Below are 23271 nucleotides of genomic sequence, written 5' to 3' on the forward strand. Positions count from 1 at the left end.
CACCGCGCTACAAACCGTATCCCTGCACGGGCGGGGGTCCAGAGCTGCACGCCTTACGCGGCGCAACTCTGGCCCCCCGTTTGCACACGAGTATGCCTACCCTAACGGTCGACAGGATCAGATATCGGCGTAGACGTGCCGTTCCGCCTTCGCACCCGGATGTGTTACCGCCCCCTGATAGGCCGGGCCGACCGTCGTCGAATAGCGCCACAGCGCACCCGACTGATAATCGTTGACGCGGGGCTGCCACTTCGAACGGCGTTCGGCCAGCACGTCGGGCGCCACGTCGAGGTCGATCGTACCCGCTTCGGCGTCAATGGTGATGATGTCGCCATCCTCGACCAGCGCGATCGGGCCACCTTCGGCTGCTTCCGGGCCGACATGGCCGATGCAGAAACCGCGCGTCCCGCCCGAGAAGCGGCCATCGGTAATGAGCGCAACGGTCTCACCCATGCCAAGACCATAGAGCGCAGCGGTGGTCGACAGCATTTCGCGCATCCCCGGACCGCCCTTCGGCCCTTCGTAGCGGATCACGATGACGGTGCCGTCGGTGATGCTGCGCTGCTCGACGGCAGCGAAGGCATCTTCCTCGCAATCGAACACGCGCGCGGTGCCGGTGAACTGCAACCGCTTCATGCCGGCCACCTTCACGATCGCCCCATCTGGGGCCAGCGTGCCGCGCAGACCGACGACGCCACCGGTCGGGGTAATCGGCGTCTTGACGTCGTAGATGACCTTCTGGTCCGGGTTCCACGTCACTTCGTCGATATTCTCACCGAGCGTCTTGCCGGTGACCGTCATGCAGCTGCCGTCGAGCAGGTCGTTGGCGAGCATCGTCTTCATCAGCATGTAGACGCCGCCGGCCTCGTACATGTCCTTCGCGACATATTTGCCACCAGGCTTGAGGTCTGCGACGTAAGGCGTTGATTTGAAAGCCTCCGCCACGTCGAACAGATCGAATTCGATCCCCGCTTCGTTGGCCATGGACGGCAGGTGCAGGGCGGCATTGGTCGAGCCGCCAGTCGCCGCGACGACGCGCGCGGCGTTGATGAAGGCAGCACGGGTGGCGATGTCGCGCGGGCGCAGGTTCAGGCGAACCAGCTCCATCACCTGCTTGCCGGCGGCGATCGCAATTTCCTCGCGGCTGCGATAGGGTGCCGGCACCATGTTCGAATTGGGCAGCGACAGGCCGATCGCCTCGCCGACGCACGCCATGGTGTTCGCGGTGAACTGTCCGCCGCACGCGCCGTGCCCCGGGCAGGCGACCTTTTCCAGCGCGGTGAGGTCGTGCAGCGGGCAGTTGCCGGCGGCATATCGACCGACCGCTTCGAACACGTCGACCACGGTGACGTCGCGATCCTCGAACCGGCCGGGCAGGATCGATCCGCCATAGACGAAGATCGACGGCACGTTGAGGCGCAACATCGCCATCATCATGCCGGGCAGCGACTTGTCGCACCCGGCAAAGCCGACCAGCGCATCATAGCAATGGCCGCGCACCGACAGCTCGACCGAATCGGCGATGACTTCGCGGCTGACCAGCGAGGATTTCATCCCTTGATGGCCCATGGCGATGCCGTCGGTGACGGTGATGGTGTTGAACCGGCGCGGCATCCCGCCGCCGGCCACCACGCCCTCGCGCGCGGCATCGGCCTGGAAATCGAGCGTCGTGTTGCACGGCGCACTGTCGTTGCCGGCTGAGGCGAGTGCCACGAACGGCTTGGCGATATCCTCTTCGGCGATCCCCATCGCGTAATAATAGCTGCGATGCGGCGCGCGTTCGGGGCCGACGGAAACGTGGCGGCTGGGCAGCCGCGATTTGTCGAAATTCTGGGTCATGGCGACAGCCTATTGCGCAGCAGCGCCCTCCAGCGCAAGTCCGTTGCGCACTGCGGCGATCATATCGGCAAGAATCCCGCACCAGACCGTCACGCCTTCGACGTCGGCGATCAGGTCGTTGCGAACCTCGACTGACAGCGACGGGACACCTTGCCCGTCGGCGTGACGGTCCAGCGTCGCGTTGAGGACGCGGCCCGAGTAGGGTTGCTGGTCGCCGGTTGGGATGCCTTGTGCGCGGAGGTGATCGATCGCGATGCGCGCGGCGCGGTCGTCGCGACCATAGAGAATGCCGGCATCCCACGGACGCGGTTCACCGCCGGTTTCAAGCCGGGGCGTAAAGCTGTGGATCGCGACGATTAGCTTCGGGCGGTCGCGCCGGACCTGATCGCGGATCGCGCGATGATAGGGCGCGTGGAAGCGGGCGATGCGGTCGGCGCGATCGGCACCGGCATTGGCGGCGATGGCGTGGCCATCGGACAGTTCAGGGATCAGGCCGGGATGATCGCTCTGCCGGTGCAAGTCGATGACGAGGCGCGACACCGTGCCCAGGATTGCGGGGGCATCGAGCCGGACGGACAATGCTCGGGTCAGCGGCCCTGCCCCGATATCGACCCCCACATGCAGCGCCAGCAGATGGGGCGGAATGGCAATGTCGTCCGGCACCCGGGCGGACGCATGATCGCACAGCAGAAGCAGGCCAGTGTCGGTTCCGGGCAGGTGGTCGGCAGCAGACATTCAGAACTCCGGCGGTCGACGGTCGTGAAACGCGGCCAGGCCTTCGATCAGTTCGGGACCGCCAAAGGCGGCGTCGAACCGTTCCTCCCCACCCGGTACAGCGTCGATGGCGAGCTTCAGGGCGCGCACGACGTCGGGGGCGTTGGCGGCGATGCGGTTGGCGATCGCCAGCGCATCGTCGCAACGGTGATGGGCGAGGCCGATGGCGTACGCTTCGTCGGCGTCGATGGTGTCACCGGTAAACAGCAACCGCGCCGCTCGCCCCCGCCCGACCGCCGCGACCAGACGCGCGATGTCGGCGGGCGGGTACAATATGCCCAGCCGTGCCGGCGGCACCGCGTAACGTGCTCCATCGCCGGCGACGATCAGGTCGCACGCCAGTGCCAGCGCGACCGCCGCACCGAAGCAGCCGCCATCGACCGCCGCAATGACGGGCATCGGCAGGCGGGCCACGCCCTCGATCGCAGCGGAGAGGCTTTCCCGAAAGATCGCGCGACGAACGGGATCGCGCTGCAGGTCGGCGAATTCGGCGATGTCTGCCCCGGCGGAAAAGATACCCGGCTCACGCGAGGCGATCAGCACGACGCGCGCGTCGGACACCGCCAGATCCGCCGTCCACTTTGCCAGCGCCTGCCAACCCGCGATCGGCAACGCATTGCGCGCCCTGCGCCGGGCCAGCCACAGCGTCACGACCGCCCCATCGCGGGTACAGTCGATCATGGAGGAGAAGTGGGCGGCGTCCGAAGAGACCGCCCACGGACGACCCGCTCCTGGCGTTTGATCCGCTGAGGGGCTGTCGCAAGCTTCGCGCCAATGCGCTCCCCCTCCGTCAGCGGCCCGCGGCTGTTCTGTTTCGGGACGGTCGACTGTCACGCGAGTGCCGTTTCGAGACACCACCACTCGGGTCGCGCCGCGCGGATCGCTGTCGCAGCGGCGGCGCAATCCTCTGCACGATCGAACAGTGCGAAACACGTCGCCCCCGATCCGGACATGCGCGCCAGCCGGACCCCTGTTGCCTGCACCAGCAGCGCAAGGACCGCATCGATGGCAGGCGCAAGTGCCCGCGCCGGGGGTTCGAGGTCGTTGCGGCCGTTCATGGCGATGGCGAGCGCGTCACCGTCGGGAAGCGCGCCGCGATCGATCCGGTCCCACCCGGCAAAGACCGCGGCCGTCGACACACCGACGCCCGGATTGACCAGCAGCACCGGCAGCGGCGGCACGTCGATCGGGCTCAGTCGCTCGCCCCGGCCGCGGCCGATCATCGTCCGCCCCGCCAGACAGGCGGGAACGTCGGAGCCGAGCGCGGCGGCGATCTTCATGAGCCTGGCATCGTCAAGCGCAACATCGGCAAGCCTGGCCATAGCGCGCAAGGTCGCGGCGGCATCGGCCGATCCGCCGCCGATGCCTGATGCGACCGGCAGATGCTTGTCGAGGACGATCGACAGCGGATCGCCGATACCGAATTCGGCGCGGAACGCATCGCGGGCACGGGTAACCAGATTGTCGCCCTCCCCGCCCAATCCGCCGGCGAAGGGGCCGATGATCGCGAAGCCGTCGCGTGTCCCCGCGGTCAGGCGCACCGTGTCGCCATCGCGGACGAACACGAATAGCGTTTCGAGTTCATGATAGCCATCGTCGCGCCGGGCGCGGACGTGGAGGGCGAGGTTCAACTTGGCGGGCGCGGGTTCGACGATCATCGCGGTCAGCGATGCGACGAAGCCGGCCCGTTCGCAAGCTTCGTCGCCAGTCGCGCCGCGTCCGGACCGGCAGCGGACACGGCAGCGGCGCTCCACGCATAGCGCGCCTCGACCCGCCGACCGGCGGCCCAGTAGAGGTCGCCGAGATGCTCGTTAATCTCGACATCGTCGGGCGCCTGCCGCACCGCGCCCTCGATCAGCGGTAGCGCGGCAGCGAGGTTACCGGCGCGAAACCGGGCCCAGCCGAGCGAATCGGCGATTGCCGGATCCTTCGGCGCAAGGGCGTGCGCCCGCTCCAGCATTCGCGTCGCGTCCGCGACATTCTCTCCGCGATCGACCTGCGCATAGCCGAGATAGTTGAGCGCCGCCGGCTCCTGCGGCGCAAGTTCCACTGCGCGACGCAGCATCGGCAGCGCCTCCGCCCAGTCGCCCGCGCGGTCGAGCGCGGCACCGCGTTGCAGGTAGAGCGTCCAGTCCGCCGCGCCGCCGGCCTGCGCCAGCGCACGTGCATAGATCGGCGCAGCCTCGGCCGGCCGGTTCGCTTCAAGCAGGAGATCGGCATAGCGGCGCAGGCTGGCGGTCGTGGCATCGCGGTTACCCGCCTCGTCGCGCGCCAGCGCGAGCGCGCCGGACAGGTCGCCTGCCCGTTGCAGGATGACGATGCCGAGCGCATCGGCATTGCTTGCGAACGGATCGCCGGCCGGGATCGACGCCAGCGTTGCCTGCGCCTCCGCCACCGCATCGTCGCGTGCGAGAGCATCGGCCAGCGCGATGCGAGCACGGGAATAATCGGGATCGAGCAGCAGGGCGCAGCGGCTGAGCATGATCGCCAGCGCTTCGGTCCCCTCCGCCGACAGGTCGCCGGCCATGCGCGCGAACAGGCGCGACACGCCGAACCGCGCATCGCCCTTGCTGCCACGCCCCAGCGTCCGGGCGGCGCGGACCATGACCGGATCGTCACCGGCCAGCAGCGCACGGGCGCTATCGCGTTCCCCCGCTCGGGCAAGGAGTTGCGCGGCATTGAGGCGGAAATCTCCGTCGCCACCGGTCGTGGACAGCAGCGCCCGCGTCGCAGCGACGCCCTCGGTTATCTTGCCGGTGGCGAGCAGGCGCAGCGCGGCATTCTCGGCGGCATAGCGGCGTGGAATCGCCCCGCCATCGGCCAAGCCGTCGGGCGCGGGCAGATCGACCCAGCCGGCCAGCAGCGGCGTCAGGAAACCGAGCGGTGATCCCGCCAGCCGGTCGAGTGCGGCACGCTGTCCCGGCACGTCGCGGGCAAGGACCGCGTCGCTGAACATAAGCAGGTCGAGGTCGGGCGGCGCCACATCGGCGGCACGCAACACCGCCCCGGCGCGGCGGGCCAGCGGCAGGTCGCCTGCCGCCAGCGCCTGTCGCAGCGCCCGGACGGCGATGACCGGGTCCGAGGGCTGCGCGGCGAGCGCCAGCGCATAGCCCCGGGCGGCAATGGTAACCTGTCCTTCCGCATCGGCGGCACGGGCATGGACATAGGCGGTCAGTGGGGCGGCCGGCACGGTGGAGGCCGCCGACGCCGGTGCCGCCACCAGCGTCGCCAAGACTAATCCCAGGCTACATGTTCGGATAATTCGGTCCTCCGCCGCCTTCCGGCACGACCCAGTTGATGTTCTGGGTCGGGTCCTTGATGTCGCATGTCTTGCAGTGGACGCAGTTCTGCGCGTTGATCACAAATTTCGGATTGTCGGTTTCTGCCCCCACAATCTCATATACGCCCGCCGGACAGTATCGTTGCGCGGGTTCGTCATAGAGCGGCAGGTCGTAGGTGACCGGCACGTCGGGATCCTTCAGCGTCAGGTGGACCGGCTGGTCCTCCTCGTGGTTGGTGTTCGACAGGAACACCGACGACAGCCGGTCGAAGCTCAACACGCCATCGGGCTTTGGATAGGCGATCGGCTTCACCTGATCCTTGCGCCACAGGCTTTCGTGATCGGGATGGTGGGCCATGGTGAAGGGCATACGGATGCCCCAATGTTCCGCCCACATCGTCGCATTGGCGATGCCCGATCCGACGAAATCGCCATATTTCTTGACCAGCGGCACGACGTTGCGGACCGTGCGCAGTTCTTCGTAGACCCAGCTCGCCTCGTACGCGGCGGTGTAGGCCGTCAGTTCATCGCCCGAGCGGCCATCGCGCACTGCGGCGAAGGCGGCTTCGGCGGCCATCATGCCCGACTTCATCGCGGTATGGATGCCCTTGATCCGCGGCACATTGAGGAAGCCCGCCGAACAGCCGACCAGCACCCCGCCGGGGAAGGTCAGCTTCGGCACCGACTGCCACCCGCCATCGTTGATTGCGCGCGCGCCATAGGAGACGCGCTTGCCCCCCTTCAGGATCGCGGCGATCGCCGGATGGGTCTTCCAGCGCTGCATTTCCTGGAACGGGGAGAGATAGGGGTTGGAATAGTTGAGCCAGGTGACGAAGCCCAGCGCCACCTGCCCGTTCGCCTGATGGTACAGGAACCCGCCGCCATTCGAACCGCGCGTCTCGCTGAGCGGCCAGCCTTGCGTGTGGATCACGCGGCCGGGCACATGGTTTTCGGCCGGAATGTCCCACAATTCCTTGATGCCGAGGCCATAGACCTGCGGCTGGCTGTCGCGTGCTAGGTCGAAGGTGCGGATAATCTGCTTCGACAGATGTCCGCGCACGCCCTCTGCGAAGAAGGTATATTTCGCGTGGAGTTCGAGGCCCGGCTGCCAGTCGGGCTTGCGCGTGCCGTCGCGGGCGATGCCCATGTCGCCGGTCGCGACGCCCTTCACCGACCCGTCGTCATGGTAGAGAATTTCGGCGGCAGCAAAGCCGGGGAAGATTTCGACGCCCAGCCCCTCGGCCTGCTCGGCCAGCCAGCGGCACATATTGCCGAGCGACCCGGTATAGGTGCCCTTGTTCTGCATGAACGGCGGCAGGATGCGGTGCGACACCTCGCTGCTGCCGGTTTCCGACAACAGCCAGTGATGGTTTTCCGTCACCGGCACTTCGGCCATCGGGCAGCCCATGGTGCGCCATTCGGGTAGCAGTTCGTCCATCGCGCGCGGATCGAACACCGCGCCGGACAGGATATGGGCGCCGACCTCCGACCCCTTTTCCAGCACGCAGACGCCCAGCTCCTCGCCCGCATCCGCCGCCATCTGCTTCAGCCGGATCGCGGCGCACAGGCCGGCAGGCCCCGCGCCGACGATCACGACGTCATAGGGCATCGATTCCCGTTCGCTCATTGCATCATCCTCTTGGGGCCATTCGCCCCCCATGTCGTCGCGTGAGGGCAACGCCCTGTCCTTGCCAACGATTTGGGCAGATTGACGGGGAGGTCAACCCAGTGCCTTAAGGGCGGCATGGGGGCGGACCAACATATTTCGTGGCACGAAGCGGCAGCCAGCGCACTGGAATGGTGGAGCGACGCAGGGGTCGACACGCTGGTCGAGGACGAACTGCGCGACTGGTTCGCGGTCCCCGCCGCCCCGGTCCGGCCGCTTGCCGTAACGTCTGCGCCCGCCGCCGACCTGCCGCCCGACACGCTCGATGCGTTCCTGACATGGCGGATGGGCGATGCGGTGCCGGAGGCATCGTGGAATGCCGGACGGGTGCCGGTCGTCGCACAAAAAAATCCGTCGCTGATGATCCTGACCGACCTGCCCGAGCCGGATGATTCGGCCGAGGCAGGGTGGATGACCGGCCCGGTCGGCGTGCTGCTCGACCGGATGCTGGCGGCGATCGGCGAGGTTCGCGATACCGTCGTGGTCGCCGGCATCGCCCATGCCCGGCCGCTGACCGGCAGGATGCCCGCCGATGCGCAGGGCGCACTGGAGGAACTGGCCCGCCGCCTCGTCACCCTGGTCGCGCCGCGGAAACTGCTGCTGTTCGGCGCGGAACCGTGCCGCGCGCTACTCGGCCCCGACGGGTCGCGTGGTGGTTTACGCACCCTTAACCATGACGGCATAGCCTGTCCCACGATCGCCACGTTCCACCCGCGCTTCCTGTTGGAGCGGCCCCTGGCCAAGGCGGAAACATGGCGGCACCTGCAGTTGCTTATCAGGGAACCGACCGCGTGAAGCTCAACCCACTCGTGTTCGCGGCGCTGCTCTTGCCCGCACTTCCCACCGCTGCCCAGGCCGATGATTCGCCGACGCGTGGCGCGGCCATTTCCGTCGCCGAGGCGCGCATCCCCCCGCAATTGTCGCCCGAGGATCGCGACGCCTATACGCAAGTCTTCGCCGCTATCCGTGGCGGGCGCTGGGCCGATGCGCAACTGCGGCTGGACGCGATGAAGCCCGGCCCGCTCCACGCCATTGCCCGCGCCGAACTCTATACCGCAAAGGGGTCGCCCAAGGTCGAACTGCCGCAATTGCTGGCGCTGCTGAACGAAGCCCCCGACCTGCCCCATGCCCCCGATCTCGCCCGCCTCGCAAAGCTGCGCGGGGCGAGTGCGCTCCCCGAACTGCCGACGCCGCAGCGGCTGGTGTGGTTCGATGCCGCGCCGGTCCGCGTCCGCGCCAAGGCGGCGCGCAGCGATGCCGCCGCCGCGCAACTGCTCGACGCGATGAAGCCCTATGTGAAGGCCGATGACGGTGCCGCCGCCGAGGCGCTGATTGCGACGCGCGCCGCCGAGCTGACTCCGGAAGCGCTGACCGAGATGCGCGGGCGGGTCGCATGGATCTATTTCGTGGCCGGCGACGACGCCAATGCCCGCCGCCTCGCCGCCGTGGCGCAGCAGGGCGAAGGCGAATGGACCGCGCAGGCGGACTGGACGCAGGGGCTGGCGGCATGGCGGCAACAGGATTGCGCCGCAGCGCAGGCCGCCTTCGCCAGCGTCGCGCAGCGCGCGGGTGACACCGAACTCCGCTCGGCCGGCCTCTATTGGGCGACGCGCGCCGACATCGCCTGTGGCCGCCCTGACCTGGTGCAGGCCCGCCTGCAGACCGCCGCGCAATATGGCGAAACCTATTACGGCCTGCTTGCTCGACAGGCGCTGGGCCTGATCGACGGGGCCGACGCCGCCGCCCGTGCTCCGGCAACCGAAGACTGGCGCGCGCTGGAGCGGCGGTCGAATGTGAAGGTCGCCGCTGCCCTCACCGAAATCGGCGAAGGCGCGCTGGCCGACAAGCTGCTGCGCCATCAGGCGCGGATCGGCGGCGCGGGCGACTATGCCGCGCTGACCCGGCTGTGTGGTTCGCTGAACCTGCCCGCGACCCAGCTATGGCTGTCGCACAATGGACCGCAAGGTGCGCGTCCGCTCGTGGAGGCACGCTACCCCGCGCCGGACTGGACGCCGGAGGGCGGCTGGCGCGTCGACAAGGCGCTGGTTTTCGCGCACACGTTGCAGGAATCGCGCTTCGATGCCGGCGTCGTCAGCCCGGCGGGCGCGACCGGTTTGATGCAGATCCGGCCCGGCGCGCTGACCGATTATGCGCGAGCCCACGGGCTGAACCTCGAAAAGTCCGCCTTGTCCAACCCCAAGGTCAACATGGCGGTCGGGCAAAGCTATCTGGAGCAGTTGCGCGACCGGCCGTTCACCGGCGGCCTGCTGCCCAAGGTCATCGCCGCGTACAATGCCGGGCCGACCCCGGTTGAGGCGTGGAACGTGCAGCTGAAGGATGGCGGCGATCCGCTGCTCTACATCGAATCGATCCCGTACTGGGAAACGCGCGGCTATGTCATGACCGTGCTGCGCAACTACTGGATGTATGAAAAGCAGGCCGGCAAGCCGTCGGCCAGCCGCGCCGCGCTGGCGCAGGGCATGTGGCCGAAATTTCCCGGCTTGCCCGGTGCCGCTGCCGTCCGCGTGAAGACGGACCGCCAGACGCGGGTGGCCGATGCCAATTGACGAAAGCCGGGCATTCGTCCCGGTGCGGATCGCGGTACTGACCGTATCGGACACGCGCGGGCTGGCGGAGGATCGCTCCGGGGACACGCTGGTCGCCCGGATCGAGGGTGCCGGCCACATCGTCGCCGACCGGGCGATCATACGCGACGATATCGACACGATCGTCGCCCGACTGCATGGCTGGATCGACGACGATACGATCGATTGCGTCATCACGACGGGCGGCACCGGCGTTACCGGCCGCGACGTGACCCCCGAAGCGGTCGAGCGGGTCGCGACCAAGCTGATCCCGGGCTTCGGCGAACTGTTCCGCTGGCAGAGCTATGCCAAGATCGGCACCTCCACCATCCAGTCGCGCGCCACCGCCTGTGTTACGCGCGGCACCTATATCTTTGCGCTGCCCGGATCGACCGGCGCGGTGAAGGACGGGTGGGACGGTATCCTCAGGGAACAGCTCGATATCCGCCATCGCCCCTGCAACTTCGTCGAACTGATGCCGCGTCTGCTGGAGCGGTAGCGGCAGGGCGAGGCGCGGGACGGGCGCGGCCGTCGCCCACGCATTTCTGCACGGACAAAAAAAGGCGGCGGCCCGACCGGGGCCACCGCCTTTTTCGTTCCACCGGATCGGCCGGCGCGCCTGAACGCGCCGGCCGGGTCGGATCAGAAGCGCACCTTCACCGTGCCGCGATACGACTGGTTGCGGATGTCGCGCTCGATCGTGGTGTCGGCCGCGACCGAGAATTCGACCTTGTCGCTGCCGAACGCGAAGCCGCCGCCGATTTCGCCCCATTCGTCGTCGCGCGTCGGCAGCGCGAAGGCAACGCTCGGCCCGATGCCGTTGGCGAAATTAGCGGTGAAGAACGCCGCGCGATCCTCGAACTCCCGGACATAATAGGCCGAGGCGAATGGACGGAAGCCGCCGAACGCGCCGTCCAGCACCGCACCGGCACGGCCCTGCAGGCTGGTATATTTGTCGGCGTCATAGCGCAGCGCCGGACCGCCCCCGGTTTCGACCGTCGGCGTGAAGCCCAGCTGGCTGGCACGTACAGCGATGCGCGGGCCGATATGCAGCTGGTCGGTACCGAACAGATAGCCCGCGCCGACCTCTGCCTGGAGCGCCAGTGCATTGTCGCGGGCGCGCAGGGTGAACGGCGTGGCACCGAGCGACACGTTGCGGCTGGTCCGCGCCTGATACACGCCCGCACCGAACTGCGCGTCGACGGTGACGCCCATCGGGGCCTGCACCTTGCCGTACAGCGTCCCCTGGATCAGCTCGCCGCGCGCCTGCTGGCCGAAGCGCTGCTGCCCGTCGACATCGCTGTACGACAGGCCGAAACCCAGCACGGCGGTATCCGACAGCGCCTTTTCGACGCCGCCCGCGATGTAGAAGCCGTCGAACTCGTCACGCCCGCTCGCAGGATTGACGCCCGGCATCCCCGGCGAACTGCCACGGATATAGCCGCCGGCGAGGAACGCGCTGGCATCGTCGGGCAGCACGCCTTCGCGGATCGACGTGACCGCCGAGTCGGTCTGTGCCGCGACGCCCATGGTCGGGGCCATCACCGCGCCGACGACCACGTCGTTCGGCCGCCCCATCACCGCCAGCGTACCGCCCAGCGGCTGCGCCGGATCGATCACCGCCAGCCGTTCGCGATAGAAACGGGCGACATTGTCCATCGCCGCCGTGCCGATCGCGCGCTTGGTCGTTTCCGACCGCGGGGCCAGCCCTTCCAGCGATGCCTGGATCCCGGCCTGCGACTGGAGATCGAGGATGCCATAGGCTTCGGACAAGGCCGAATAATTGCCGCGATCCTGGTCGAGCAGCTGCGCATAAGCGGTCTGGATCGGCGTCTGCGCGACGACATTGGCATAGCTGCCCGCATCGATCCGTGCGGTGACGCTGTTCGCCGTATAGCTCAGCACCGGCCGCAGGATGGCGCTCAGCGCACCCGGCTGGGCGAAGCGGCCGCGGATTTCGCCGGCGGCGGTCAGGATCGTGTAGCTGTCGTTGTAGCGGATGGTGCTGCCCGCGACCGGATTGAACAGGACGGAGCCGCCGATGCTGGCCAGGCCGTCCGTCGTGCCGTTGCGCACCAGCGCAATCTTGTCCGACACGCCGCCGGTACCGATGTCGATCGCCAGCTGCGTGCCCGAGGCGAGGATCAGGTTACCGCCGATGGTCAGCGTGCCGATCGTCCCGATCGTGCCCGGCGCGATCGTGCCGCTGACGCTGGTCAGGAAGCGCGAATCGACCCGGCCCGAGCCGCTGAGCAAGCCGCCGAGCAGGAAATAATCGCCGCCGGTGCGCACGCGCCCGTCGACGATCGTCTGGCCGTTCAGCTGGTTGATCTCAATCAGGCTGGTCAGCGATCCGGTGCTGGTGACGTTGAGCCGCGCCGCGCTGTTGGCGATCGACAGGCGGTCGATGGTGACCGACGTGTCGAGCGTCGTGGTGCCGGCGGCTCCCAGCGTCACGTCGAAATAGCGCGCGACGATGCCCGATGCCTTCACGGGATCGCTGTTGTTCGGCACGAAGTTCGTCGCGCCGGGCAGCCCGTTGGCCAGCGTCGCGGCACCGACGGCCTTTGCCGCCGGACCGGCGTCGACCGGATCGCGCGCCACCGCCACGCCGTTCTGGTAATAGATGCCGGTTGCCAGGTCCTTGCAGATCGAACTGGACCCGCTTTCGAAGCACAGCTGCCCGAAATCGCCACCCGATCCGGCCTCGCCCTGTCCGGCGGTGGTCGGCACGCCGTTTACCAGCTTGCCGTTCTGGATCACCTGATAGCTGGGATCGAGTTCGGTCTGCCAATGGGTCGCGTCGGTCCACTTCGCGTCGCCCGCCTTCGCGCTAACATAGCGATAGGGGTTCGATGCGACGATATAGTCCCAGTAGAGATAGAGCGGCTGATAGAAGGACGACGTGCCGTAGGACGAGGACGGCTGCGCCGCATAATAGCGCGTACCGCCCGACAACACGCCCAGCACGACCGGCTTGCTGAACGTCTTGTCGAGGATCAGCGGACCGCCCGAATCGCCGCCGGCGGTGATGCCTTCGTTCGGGAGCGCATCGTCCTTGAACAGGTTGAAGTCGAACCGGCTGGCCGACGACGTGCCGCGACGCGGATCGTCGAGGTCGGTCATGTACAGGTTCTGGTTCAGCGTGCGGCCGCTGCTGCCATAGAGGAACAGGTCGACGTCACTGAGCGAGGCGAGCGCACCCAGGTAATTCTCCGCCACGCGGCGCCGGTAATCGATGCCGCCGGTATCGCCGTTCAGCCCGGTGCCGTTACGGCCATAGCCGGTGATGACGACGTGATAGCCGGTGCCGGTCGCATTGTTGATCGACGACGGCGCAGGCAGCGCGGAAAACAGCAGCGCCCAGGCCGGAATGCCGACCGCCGGCGTATCCAGCGTCGCGATGGCGACGTCGGATTGCAGGAAGCCGCGATTTTCGGTCTTCAGCGAATCGGTCAGGTAGGACACCTGATTGACGTTGAACATGGCATTGGACGGCGTGGAGCGGAACGCGGTCACGCCGGTCGTCGCATTGCCGAACAGCCAGTCGCGCACGCCCTGGAGATTATCCGCCTTGAACCCGAACGCCATCTGCTTGTTGCCGGCTTCGGTGCCATAGGCGCTGGCCGGGCTGGTGTTCATGCAGTGCGCGGCCAGGATCACCATGCGCGGATTGACCAGCGTGCCGGTGCAAAGGCTCAGGCTGCCGCCGCCCTGATTGATGAACATCTGGCCGACGCCGGTGATGTCGTTCGGATCGCGCGCAGTCGTCGGCGTACCCGGCGGGTTGATGACGACCTGAGGCTCATCGACCGACGATCCGCCCGGCATCACGCCGCCGGGAACCCCGCCGAACGGCGCGACGCTGACCGGAGCGGACCCAATCGGGCCGGCAGAGATCGTTCCGACATGCGGCGCGTCGAACGATTCGACCGGGCGATCCTGCGCCTGCGCCTGCGCCTGCATGGCGAACGGCATCACCGACGTGAGCAGCGCGCACCGAGCCACACGGCGGAAAGCCGCCGATCGACGTTGTACCATTTGACATCCCCTGTACTTCGGACGGCCTGAATTTCGCCGTGAAGCCCGCATCCTATGCTTTGTCCGAAAGCTGTCAATTCATGCGGCGGCGTATCGATCATCAATAATTCGTATTGGCCACGCTGTTGCAAACCGGCACCACCGCGCCATCGCGCCATCGCGCCGCGTGACCAAAAGTTCATGTCGCGCTCACCCCGCCGCCCGGAACGATCGCCTAACGCGGCACTACCGGGGGCGCATCGTGCGACCACCGCAGACGTTCGAGGTCGCCGCAGAGTGAGCAAGCCCATTTTCTTCGATCCCACCGGCCGACGCGGTGTCTGGGCACGGCGCGGGGTCGCGCTGCTGATCCTCGCGGTCGTGCTGGCGGCGATCGCCTTTGCGTCGACGCTGGTGCTGACGCCGCGCACGCTGGGAATGCCGCTGCCGTTCGCAAGGCGCCATGGCGAGGCGTTCGCCCCGCGCGGCGACGGTCTGGCGAAGCACGGCCGCTGGCTGCCGCGGGCGAGTGCACCGACACAGGGATCGCCGCTGACCATCGGCTTCTACGTGCCCGATACGGCGGGCGGGCTGTCGTCGTTGCAGCGGCATATGGCGGGGCTGGACTGGATCGTACCGGCCTATATCACCGTGGTCGGACAGCAGGTTCATGCGATCGACGATCCCCGTCTCGCCCAACTGCTGGCCGGCACGCGCCACGCGCCGAAGATGCTGCCGATGGTGCAGAACCTGACCGACGACAACTGGGATGGTGCCGGAGCCGCCCGAATGCTTGCCGATCCGCAGGCCCGCGCGACGCTGGTGGCGCAGCTCGCCGGCTATGTGCAGGCGCATCACGCCGCCGGGCTGGTGATGGATTATGAAAGCCTGCCCGCTGCCGCCGTCGCGCGCTATCCCGCCTTCCTCGCGCAGTTGCACGCGGCGCTGCCCAAGGGCGCGACGCTGGCGGTCACCGCGCCGGCGGGCGATCCCGACTGGCGGTTGGCCGATGTGGCGCGGGCGACCGACCACGTCATCCTGATGGCCTATGACGAGCATTGGGAAAGCGGCACGCCCGGCCCGATCGCGTCGCAGCCCTGGTTCGTCGCGCAGGTCGAACAGGCGATCCGGCAGGTCGGTCGCGACAAGCTGGTCGTGGCGCTGGGCAGCTATGCCTATGACTGGCACGATGGCGGTGCGGATGCGCTGTCGATCGAGGAAGCGTGGCTGGCCGCGCATGATTCCTCGGCCCAGATCGGTTTCGACCGGTCGAGCGGGAATGCCGGCTTCACCTATGCCGACGAACGCGGCAGCCGGCACCAGGTGTGGATGCTGGACGCGGCGACCAGCTGGAACGAACTGGCCGCGCTGCGGCGCATGGGGCTGGACGATGTGGCGCTGTGGCGACTGGGCAGCGAGGATGCCGGGATCTGGAACGATCTCGCCGCCTTCCGCACCACCGACCGCGTCCATCGCATCGGCCGCCTGCAAAGCGCGCTGAACGTCGATGTCGAGGGGTCGGGCGAGGTGCTGCGCATCACCAACCGGCCGACCGACGGGCAGCGGGCGTTGCAGTTCGACCGCGACGGCATGATCGCCGACGAACAATATGCCGCGCTCCCCACCCCCTATGTCGTGCAGCGCACCGGCGCGGCCGATCCGAAGGCGATCGCGCTGACGTTCGACGACGGCCCCGACGCGACCTGGACGCCGCCGATCCTCGATGCGCTGGAAAAGGCCGGCGTGCCCGCCACCTTCTTCGTCGTCGGCGAAAATGCGCTGGAGCATCCGGGCCTGTTGCAGCGGATCGTGCGCGACGGGGACGAGATCGGCAACCACAGCTACACCCACCCGAACCTCGCCACCACCGGCGAACGCACGACCAAGCTGGAGCTGAACGCCACGCAGCGCCTGATCCAGGCCTATACCGGGCGGTCGACGACGCTGTTCCGCGCACCCTATTTCGGGGATGCCGAACCGACGACGATGGACGAAATCGCCCCGGCGCTGCTGGCGCAGGATCTGGGCTATACCGTCGTCGGGCTGCACGTCGATCCGAACGACTGGCAGCGGCCGGGCACCGATTCCATCGTCCGGCAGGTCGTCGAGCAGGTCGAGGACGCCAGCGCCGACAGTTCGCGCAACGTCGTCCTGCTGCATGACGGTGGCGGCGACCGGCAGCAGACGGTCGATGCCCTGCCGCGCATCATCGCCATCCTGAAGGCGAAGGGGTACCACTTCGTCACCGCATCGCAGCTGGTCGGCGTCCCCCGCGCGGTCGCGATGCCGGCGGTGACCGGGCGCGACCTGATGGCGGTGCGTACCGACGTCGCGATCTTCATCGTGCTGGCGGCGATCTCGGTCACCCTCGCCTGGCTGTTCTACCTCGCCATCGGCCTCGGCATGGCGCGCGCAGTGCTGATGGCGGCGCTCGCCTGGTTCCAGTCGCGGCGGCAGCGTCCGACCCCGCCCGACTATCACCCCAGCGTTTCGGTCATCATTCCGGCGTATAACGAAGAGCGTGTGATCGCCGATTCGGTCGCCCGGGTGCTGGCGAGCGACTATCCGGGATTGCAGGTTATCGTCGCCGACGACGGGTCGAAGGACGCGACCAGCCAGGTCGTCCGCGACCGCTTCGCCGCCGATCCGCGCGTCACGCTCCTTACGCTCGCCAATGGCGGCAAGGCGGCGGCGCTCAACCGCGCGCTGTTGCAGGCGGAGTGCGAGGTCATCATCGCGCTCGACGCCGATACCCAGTTCGAACCGACGACCATCGCCCGGTTGGCGCGCTGGTTCGCCGATCCGAAGCTAGGCGCGGTCGCGGGCGATGCGCGCGTCGGCAACCGGGTGAACCTCGTCACCCGCTGGCAGGCGGTCGAATATATCACCGCGCAGAACCTCGAACGTCGCGCGCTTGCCGGGTTCGATGCGATGACCGTGGTGCCGGGCGCCGTTGGCGCATGGCGGCGGGCCGCGCTGGACGCGGTCGGCGGCTATCCCGAAGACACGCTGGCCGAGGACCAGGACCTGACCATCGCCATCCAGCGGGCCGGCTGGCGCGTGACCTACGACCCGCGCGCCGTTGCGTGGACCGAAGCGCCCGAAAGCTTCAAGGCACTTGCCAAACAGCGCTATCGCTGGGCGTTCGGCACGCTGCAATGCCTGTGGAAGCATCGCCGCGTCCTGATGACCGGCAAGCCCGCCGGCCTCGCCCGGATCGGCCTGCCACAGGCGTGGCTGTTCCAGATCTTCTTCGCCGCCATCTCTCCGCTGATCGACCTCGCCCTGATCCTGTCGATCGTCGGCACCGCCGTCCGCGTGGCCCAGCACGGCTGGGCGCAGACGAGCGGCGATGTCGGGCAGATGGGGCTGTACTGGCTCTGCTTCACCGCGATCGACGTGGCGTGTGGCTGGGTCGCGTATCGGCTGGACGGGAACAAGGCGCGCTACCCCGCGCACCTGCTCGTCGCCCAACGGCTGGTCTATCGCCAGATCATGTACTGGGTCGTGCTGCGCGCCATCGCATCGGCGATCGGCGGATTCGTGGTCGGCTGGGGCAAGCTGGAGCGCAGCGGCCGGGTCGAGGCGGCGGCTTGACGACGGGCGGGGCGGCCTATCCCGCCGCCCCGTCCTCCGCCGCCAGCCGGTCGAGCCACGCCTGCGCCTGTCGCGGCTCGCCCATCGCCTGCGGTCCGACCGGCCCGCGCGATTTCAGGAATTCCTGCCGCAGCGCGAACGGCGGCAGGCCAAGCTGGTCCCGCGCGGCATCGATCGCGTCGGCCAGTTCCTCCAGATGATCGATCACCGGCGCGATGGCGGCACGGGTCCGGCGATCCGGCCGGTGGTCGAACAGCCCCGACTTGCCCGCAGCGGTACGGCGCAGTGCCTCGATCAACGCGGTACGATACTCGGTTTCCTGTTCCAGCCGGAGGTCGTCCAGCCGGGCGAGACGATCTGCCTTTGCCATGACCGGTCTTTAGGACACCGGGTTTCCCCGCGCCACCATCAGAAGCCGATGCGCAACCGCGCCATCAACCGAGGGACGGTAACGCCGCCGGCGAGGCCGGCACTCTCTCCCTCGGCCGAAAGCGTCGCCTTGTCCGACAGACGGAGCTGCGCCCGGCCCGATCCTTCGAAGCGCCGCTCGGGCAGCGCGGTCAGGCGATAGCGGCCATCGTCGCGGTCGCCGCAGACGACGATCTCCCCCTCGCCCGTGTTTCGGTCGCAGGACGGTTCCGGCAATAGCGGTTTGAGGTCGATCCGCAGCGGCGGTTCCGCGGCCGTCTGCACCAGCATCAGCAACGGCCACATCGCGCGCCTCCCGTATCGGTCACACTGTTCCGCGCAATTATGGCAGTGTCGGGGCGGCCGTCAGCGCGTCACCGTCATACGCACCGCAAGTCCCGGCGCATTGTCGCTCAAGGTCAGCGTACCGCCATGAAGATGTGCGACGGCCGCCACCAGCGACAGCCCGAGCCCCGCCCCGCTCTCGGTCCGCGCCGCGTCCAACCGACCGAAACGACGCAGCGCATCGCCGCGTCTTTCGGGGGCTATGCCGGGTCCGTCATCGGCAACCGTGATCGCCGCGCCGCCATCGGCCTCTGCAACCGTCAGGCGAATGACGCCGGCACCATATTTCAATGCGTTATCGATCAGATTTGCCACGGCCTGTCCGATCATTTCGCGATTGGCAGGCACCGTGACCGCTTCGCTATCGGCGACGTGGATGGTCAGCCCGCGATCCTCGGCCAGCGGTTCGAACATGTCGGCGACATCGGCGACCAGTGCCGACAGGTCGACCGGCTGGAACGCCTCGCGCCCGATCCCCGCTTCCGCACGGGTGATGCGCAGTGCGGTGTCGAGCATCCCGAGCAGCCGGTCGCCTTCCTCCATCGCTCGCAGCACCGCGACCCGGCCCTCTTCGCTCTCCGCCGCCGCCAGCGCGCGTTCCAGCGTGGCGCGCAACCGGGTGAGTGGCGAGCGCAGGTCGTGCGCCAGCCCATCGGTCGCCAGCTTCAGTTCGCCGACCAGCGTCGCGATCCGGTCGAGCATCGCATTGACCGACCGGCCCAGCGCCTCGAACGCATCGGCACCGCCGTCCAGCGCCACTCGCTGGTCGAGGTCGCCCGCCGTCACCGCCGCCACCGTCTGCGCCGTCCGGCCAAGCCGTGCCGCGATCAGTCGGGCTGCGACCCAGCCGGCCAGCCCGGCCAGCAACAGCGCGACGATCATCGCCGCGACCATCGCCGCCTCCATCGCGCCGACGAACGCCAGCTCGCCCTCGATCACATGGCCGGTCAGCAGCCGCGTACCATCGGGCAGGATGGTGCCGATCACCCGCATCGCTTCGGGCTTTTCGCGCGCCACGCGAAAAATCTCGATGGTGGCAGGCGGGCCGATCACGACATTGGGCGGCCAGGCAGCGACATTGCCGGCCAATACCCGGCCGTCGCGCTGCATCACCAGCACGACCGATTGCGGACGGTCGCTGCGATCGAGCCGGTCTTCGGCCAACCGGACCATCCGCGCGACGCCACCCGACGCCCAACCTTCCAACAACGTCGCGCGCAGCCGCGCCGCCTGATCGGTCGCACTCGCGGTCAGACGGTTCTCGGTGATCGTCCGGACGCTCAGCAGTACGACTGCCGCACCGGCGATCTGCAGCGCGAACACCAGCAGGGCGAAGCGCACCGTCGCCGACCGGCTGAACCGCTTCAGGAGTCGGCCCCCAGCTTGTAGCCCGAGCCGCGCACCGTGTGCAGCAGGCGGCGTTCCTCGCCCTCGTCGATCTTGCGCCGCAGCCGGCTGATATGCACATCGGTCACGTTGCTGCCGGGATCGAAATGATAATCCCATACGCCCTCGAGCAGCATGGTGCGCGTCACGACCTGTCCGGCATGGCGCAACAGATATTCGAGCAGGCGGAATTCGCGCGGTTGCAGGTCTATCACCCGCTGGCCGCGCCGCACCCGCCGCGCGAGCAGGTCCATTTCCAGATCGTCGCAACTGAGCTTCGTCTCGACCGCCGGGCCGCCCGCCTGTTGTCGCCGCGTGAGCAGCCGGACGCGGGCGAGCAGTTCGGCGAACACGAACGGCTTGGTCAGATAGTCGTCCGCGCCCTGGGTCAGGCCCGCCACGCGGTCGTCGGGCGATCCCATGGCCGACAGGATCAGCACCGGCGTCGCTATACCGGCGGCGCGCATCGCGGCTACCGCCGCCATGCCGTCCATCTGCGGCAGCATCCGGTCCATGACGATACAGTCATAGCCACCGTCGATCGCGTGGAACAGGCCGTCACGGCCATTGGCGGCGCGATCGACGTTGAACCCGGCCTCGGTCAGCCCCTTGGCGATGTAGCTCGCGGTTTGTTCATCGTCCTCGACGATCAGGATCTTCACCTTGGCCCTCCTCCGCGCGTCGCAATAACAGCGTCCGGGGGCCGGCGTCACCCCTTGCCGCGACGTGCAGCACCGCGACGTCCTGCGCCTCGGCATCGGCCAGCATGGCGGGCGTCGGCGCGTCCAGCCCGTCGACGCGGTCGATCACGTCGCCGACGCGCAGCCCGGCCGCGGCGGACGGGCCACCGGTCTCCAGGCTGGTAACGACCAGTCCGTCGGCGGTATCGGTCGCGGCAAGGGTCGCGCCACCGGCGGTGATCGCGTCCGTGCCGGTGTCGAGCGCGCTCCACCCGGCGGCGACAAGCGCGCACGCGGCCAGCACGCCCAGAACGAACGTCCGCTGTGGCATCCATGACAGGCGTCCGGACTCGTCCATCGCTGCTCCTTCGTCCGCGACCATGGCCGATCGGGCACGACGCCGGCATGGGCGGCAGATGACAATCGCGTCATCTTCGCCATCTGGCCCAGTTGACATGCGCGCGGCGGCGTGGAGGAGATGCCGGGATGAAGTCCCCCCGATCGCGGCCGTCCCGGCGCATCACCATCGTCGATGTCGCGCGCCATGCGGCCGTGTCCACGAAAACCGTCTCGCGCGTACTGAACGGCGAACCGCATGTGACCGAGCCGGTGCGCGAACGGGTGCGCGAGGCGGTGCGCGTCCTCGATTATCACCCCAATATCATGGCGCAGGGGCTGGCGCGGCAACGATCCTACCTGATCGGCCTCGTCTATGAAAATCCGTCGCCTAGTTACGGCGTCGATCTGCAGATGGGCGTTCTCGACCGGTTGCGGGGCGAGCGATACCGGCTGGTCGTGCTGCCGGTACGATCGGTCAACGACCATGCCGACGAGGTAGTCGGGCTGTTGCGGTCGGCGGCGATCGACGGCGTGGTGCTGGCCCCGCCGGCATCCGACAGCCGCCGCATCCTCGACGAACTGGTCGGGATCGGCATGCCCTTCGCGCGCATTTCGCCCACCCGGTTCGACGATATCGTGCCGGGCGTGGTGGTCGACGACGTCTCCGCCGCCGCAGAGGTCGCCGCCGCCGTGCTGGCGCAGGGCCATTGCCGGATCGGCATCATCAAGGGCGACCCGACCCATGCCGCCAGCAGCGCGCGAATGACCGGCTATACGCAGGCCTTCGCCGCCGCCGGTGTGGAGATCGATCACGGCCGGGTGATCGACGGCCTGTTCACCTTCGATTCGGGCTTTGCCGCCGCGCGGACTTTGCTCGATCGGCCCGACCGGCCGACCGCGATCCTGGCGCAGAATGACGACATGGCGGTCGGCGCGCTGATGGCCGCGCGGGAAGCCGGGATCGACGTGCCGCGCGAGCTGTCGATCGTCGGCTTCGACGATTCGGAGATTGCGCGCATCACCTGGCCGCGCATCACGACCATGCGCCAGCCGGTGTTCGACATGGCGGTCAGCGCGACCTCGCTGCTGCTCGACCAGTTGGCGGGCGTGCCCGTTCCGGCGACCATCGCGCACGAACATCGCCTGATCCTGCGCGAATCGATCGCACCCGCACCGGGTGCTGGGGGGTAGCTTCCCGCCGCGACAGACAATACAGCACGCATAATCGATATGTCGGCCGGCAACGGCGGCATGTCACGGAGAGGTCCGGGTCGTTCCGTCATTCGCGGGGCGGGGCCGCCAGGGTTTAAGGGAACCGGTAGATGACCGACGAGACACAGATGGTTGCAGCCCTCGACGCGCGGGCGCGCCGACGCGAGGAACGCCGGGACTTTTTTCGCGCCTTCGGGGCGGTGGCGGCGGTCGGGACCGGCCTTGCGCTGACGTCGTGCGGCGGGAACAGCAACAATTCGCCGACCCCGACGCCCAGTGGTTCGGCGACCGCGACGCCGACCCCGACCCCCAGCGCAACCGGCTCCAGCGGGTTCACCGATAACGACGTGCTGAACTTCGCGCTGAACCTCGAATATCTCGAAGCGCAATTCTACGCCTTCGCCGCCAACGGCACCGGCCTCGCCAGCACGCTGCTGACCGGATCCGGTACGGCGGGCACCGTGACCGGCGGGCGCAAGGCCACGCTGAACGACCCTATCGTCGCCAACTATGCCCGCGAAATCGCGCAGGACGAACTGGCCCATGTGGAATTCCTGCGCAACGCGCTGGGATCGTCGGCCATCGCCATGCCGACGCTGGACATCAGCGCGACGCCGACCAGCGCCTTTTCGAACGCCGCGCGTGCCGCCGGCCTGATCGGCCAGGGCGCGACGTTCGATCCGTATGAGAATGACGACAATTTCCTGCTCGCCGCCTATCTGTTCGAGGATGTCGGCGTTACCGCCTATCGCGGTGCGATCGGCGGGTTGGCGAACGCGCTGATCCGGCAGGTCGCCTCCGGCATCCTCGCCGCCGAAGCCTATCATGCGGCGATGATCCGCTCGGCGGTGTTCAGGCGCGGGCTGACCACGCCCACGCTGATCGATGCGTCGGAGGGGATCTCCAACGCGCGCGACGGCCTCGACGGGCGGAGCGACATCGATCAGGGCGTGCGCCCGATCGACGACCGGTCGAACATCATGCCGTTCGACGCCACCACCGGCCTTCCCTATGGCCGCACCACCGGACAGGTGCTCAACATCGCCTATCTGAACCGCAACGCCGTCACCACGGGCGGGTTCTTCCCCGCCGGCGTCAACGGCGCCATCAAGTCCAGCGCGGCGAACTGAGCCTTTCGGG

At 68.2% G+C, this 23271-nt stretch carries 18 protein-coding genes; 6 read left to right on the top strand and 12 right to left on the bottom strand.

What is annotated here, in order from left to right:
* Nucleotides 1–117 precede the first annotated feature (117 nt).
* The 6 genes from ilvD to MF609_RS06255 form a co-directional block, all read right to left on the bottom strand.
* Nucleotides 118–1839 carry a dihydroxy-acid dehydratase gene (gene ilvD, locus MF609_RS06230; protein ID WP_242415425.1) on the bottom strand — a complete coding sequence of 574 codons (1722 nt, stop codon included), beginning with the start codon at nt 1837–1839 and terminating at the stop codon, nt 118–120.
* A 9-nt stretch (nt 1840–1848) separates the two neighbouring features.
* Nucleotides 1849–2574: an N-formylglutamate amidohydrolase gene (locus MF609_RS06235; RefSeq protein WP_242415426.1), complete on the bottom strand. Its 726-nt coding sequence runs from the start codon at nt 2572–2574 to the stop codon at nt 1849–1851.
* Complete coding sequence (locus tag MF609_RS06240) at nt 2575–3294, bottom strand: enoyl-CoA hydratase/isomerase family protein (RefSeq protein ID WP_242415427.1); 720 nt, start codon at nt 3292–3294, stop codon at nt 2575–2577.
* Nucleotides 3295–3443: 149 nt separating this feature from the next.
* The gene (locus MF609_RS06245; protein WP_242415428.1) at nt 3444–4271 is read right to left on the bottom strand and encodes a 4-(cytidine 5'-diphospho)-2-C-methyl-D-erythritol kinase; all 828 of its coding nucleotides are present in this window, start codon (nt 4269–4271) and stop codon (nt 3444–3446) included.
* A 5-nt stretch (nt 4272–4276) separates the two neighbouring features.
* The gene (locus tag MF609_RS06250; protein ID WP_242415429.1) at nt 4277–5845 is read right to left on the bottom strand and encodes a tetratricopeptide repeat protein; all 1569 of its coding nucleotides are present in this window, start codon (nt 5843–5845) and stop codon (nt 4277–4279) included.
* A 13-nt stretch (nt 5846–5858) separates the two neighbouring features.
* Nucleotides 5859–7520, bottom strand: a complete 1662-nt coding sequence (locus tag MF609_RS06255; RefSeq protein ID WP_242415430.1) for an electron transfer flavoprotein-ubiquinone oxidoreductase — start codon at nt 7518–7520, stop codon at nt 5859–5861.
* Nucleotides 7521–7637: 117 nt separating this feature from the next.
* On the opposite strand from MF609_RS06255, the gene MF609_RS06260 reads away from it, so the two are divergent.
* Genes MF609_RS06260 through moaB form a run of 3 tightly spaced genes read left to right on the top strand, consistent with a single transcriptional unit; the run spans nt 7638 to nt 10643 of the window.
* Nucleotides 7638–8354, top strand: coding sequence for a uracil-DNA glycosylase family protein (locus MF609_RS06260; RefSeq protein ID WP_242415431.1), 717 nt, complete (start codon nt 7638–7640; stop codon nt 8352–8354).
* Nucleotides 8351–10126 carry a lytic transglycosylase domain-containing protein gene (locus tag MF609_RS06265; protein WP_242415432.1) on the top strand — a complete coding sequence of 592 codons (1776 nt, stop codon included), beginning with the start codon at nt 8351–8353 and terminating at the stop codon, nt 10124–10126. Before MF609_RS06260 ends, MF609_RS06265 begins: the two co-directional genes overlap by 4 nt.
* The gene (gene moaB, locus MF609_RS06270) at nt 10116–10643 is read left to right on the top strand and encodes a molybdenum cofactor biosynthesis protein B (RefSeq protein ID WP_242415433.1); all 528 of its coding nucleotides are present in this window, start codon (nt 10116–10118) and stop codon (nt 10641–10643) included. Before MF609_RS06265 ends, moaB begins: the two co-directional genes overlap by 11 nt.
* 143 nt (nt 10644–10786) lie before the next feature.
* Here moaB and MF609_RS06275 read toward each other — a convergent pair whose 3' ends face one another.
* Nucleotides 10787–14122 carry an autotransporter domain-containing protein gene (locus tag MF609_RS06275; protein ID WP_242415616.1) on the bottom strand — a complete coding sequence of 1112 codons (3336 nt, stop codon included), beginning with the start codon at nt 14120–14122 and terminating at the stop codon, nt 10787–10789.
* A gap of 339 nt (nt 14123–14461) precedes the next feature.
* On the opposite strand from MF609_RS06275, the gene MF609_RS06280 reads away from it, so the two are divergent.
* Entirely contained in the window at nt 14462–17761 is a 3300-nt protein-coding gene (locus tag MF609_RS06280; RefSeq protein WP_242415434.1) for a trifunctional glycoside hydrolase family 18/polysaccharide deacetylase/glycosyltransferase family 2 protein, read from the top strand.
* 16 nt (nt 17762–17777) lie between these two features.
* On the opposite strand, the gene MF609_RS06285 is transcribed toward MF609_RS06280, so the two are convergent.
* The 5 genes from MF609_RS06285 to MF609_RS06305 are packed head-to-tail and all read right to left on the bottom strand — an operon-like array spanning nt 17778 to nt 20938.
* Nucleotides 17778–18131: a hypothetical protein gene (locus tag MF609_RS06285; protein ID WP_242415435.1), complete on the bottom strand. Its 354-nt coding sequence runs from the start codon at nt 18129–18131 to the stop codon at nt 17778–17780.
* 38 nt (nt 18132–18169) lie between these two features.
* Entirely contained in the window at nt 18170–18475 is a 306-nt protein-coding gene (locus MF609_RS06290) for a hypothetical protein (protein ID WP_242415436.1), read from the bottom strand.
* Nucleotides 18476–18535: 60 nt separating this feature from the next.
* Nucleotides 18536–19855 carry a sensor histidine kinase gene (locus MF609_RS06295; protein ID WP_242415437.1) on the bottom strand — a complete coding sequence of 440 codons (1320 nt, stop codon included), beginning with the start codon at nt 19853–19855 and terminating at the stop codon, nt 18536–18538.
* Between the two features lie 23 nt (nt 19856–19878).
* Nucleotides 19879–20562, bottom strand: a complete 684-nt coding sequence (locus tag MF609_RS06300) for a winged helix-turn-helix domain-containing protein (RefSeq protein WP_242415438.1) — start codon at nt 20560–20562, stop codon at nt 19879–19881.
* Nucleotides 20534–20938 carry a PDZ domain-containing protein gene (locus MF609_RS06305; RefSeq protein WP_242415439.1) on the bottom strand — a complete coding sequence of 135 codons (405 nt, stop codon included), beginning with the start codon at nt 20936–20938 and terminating at the stop codon, nt 20534–20536. Before MF609_RS06305 ends, MF609_RS06300 begins: the two co-directional genes overlap by 29 nt.
* Before the next feature lie 128 nt (nt 20939–21066).
* On the opposite strand from MF609_RS06305, the gene MF609_RS06310 reads away from it, so the two are divergent.
* Entirely contained in the window at nt 21067–22110 is a 1044-nt protein-coding gene (locus tag MF609_RS06310; RefSeq protein WP_242415440.1) for a LacI family DNA-binding transcriptional regulator, read from the top strand.
* Nucleotides 22111–22241: 131 nt separating this feature from the next.
* Nucleotides 22242–23261, top strand: coding sequence for a ferritin-like domain-containing protein (locus tag MF609_RS06315; protein ID WP_242415441.1), 1020 nt, complete (start codon nt 22242–22244; stop codon nt 23259–23261).
* Nucleotides 23262–23271: the final 10 nt, after the last annotated feature.

Source organism: Sphingomonas panni (genome assembly GCF_022664435.1).
GTDB lineage: Bacteria > Pseudomonadota > Alphaproteobacteria > Sphingomonadales > Sphingomonadaceae > Sphingomonas > Sphingomonas panni.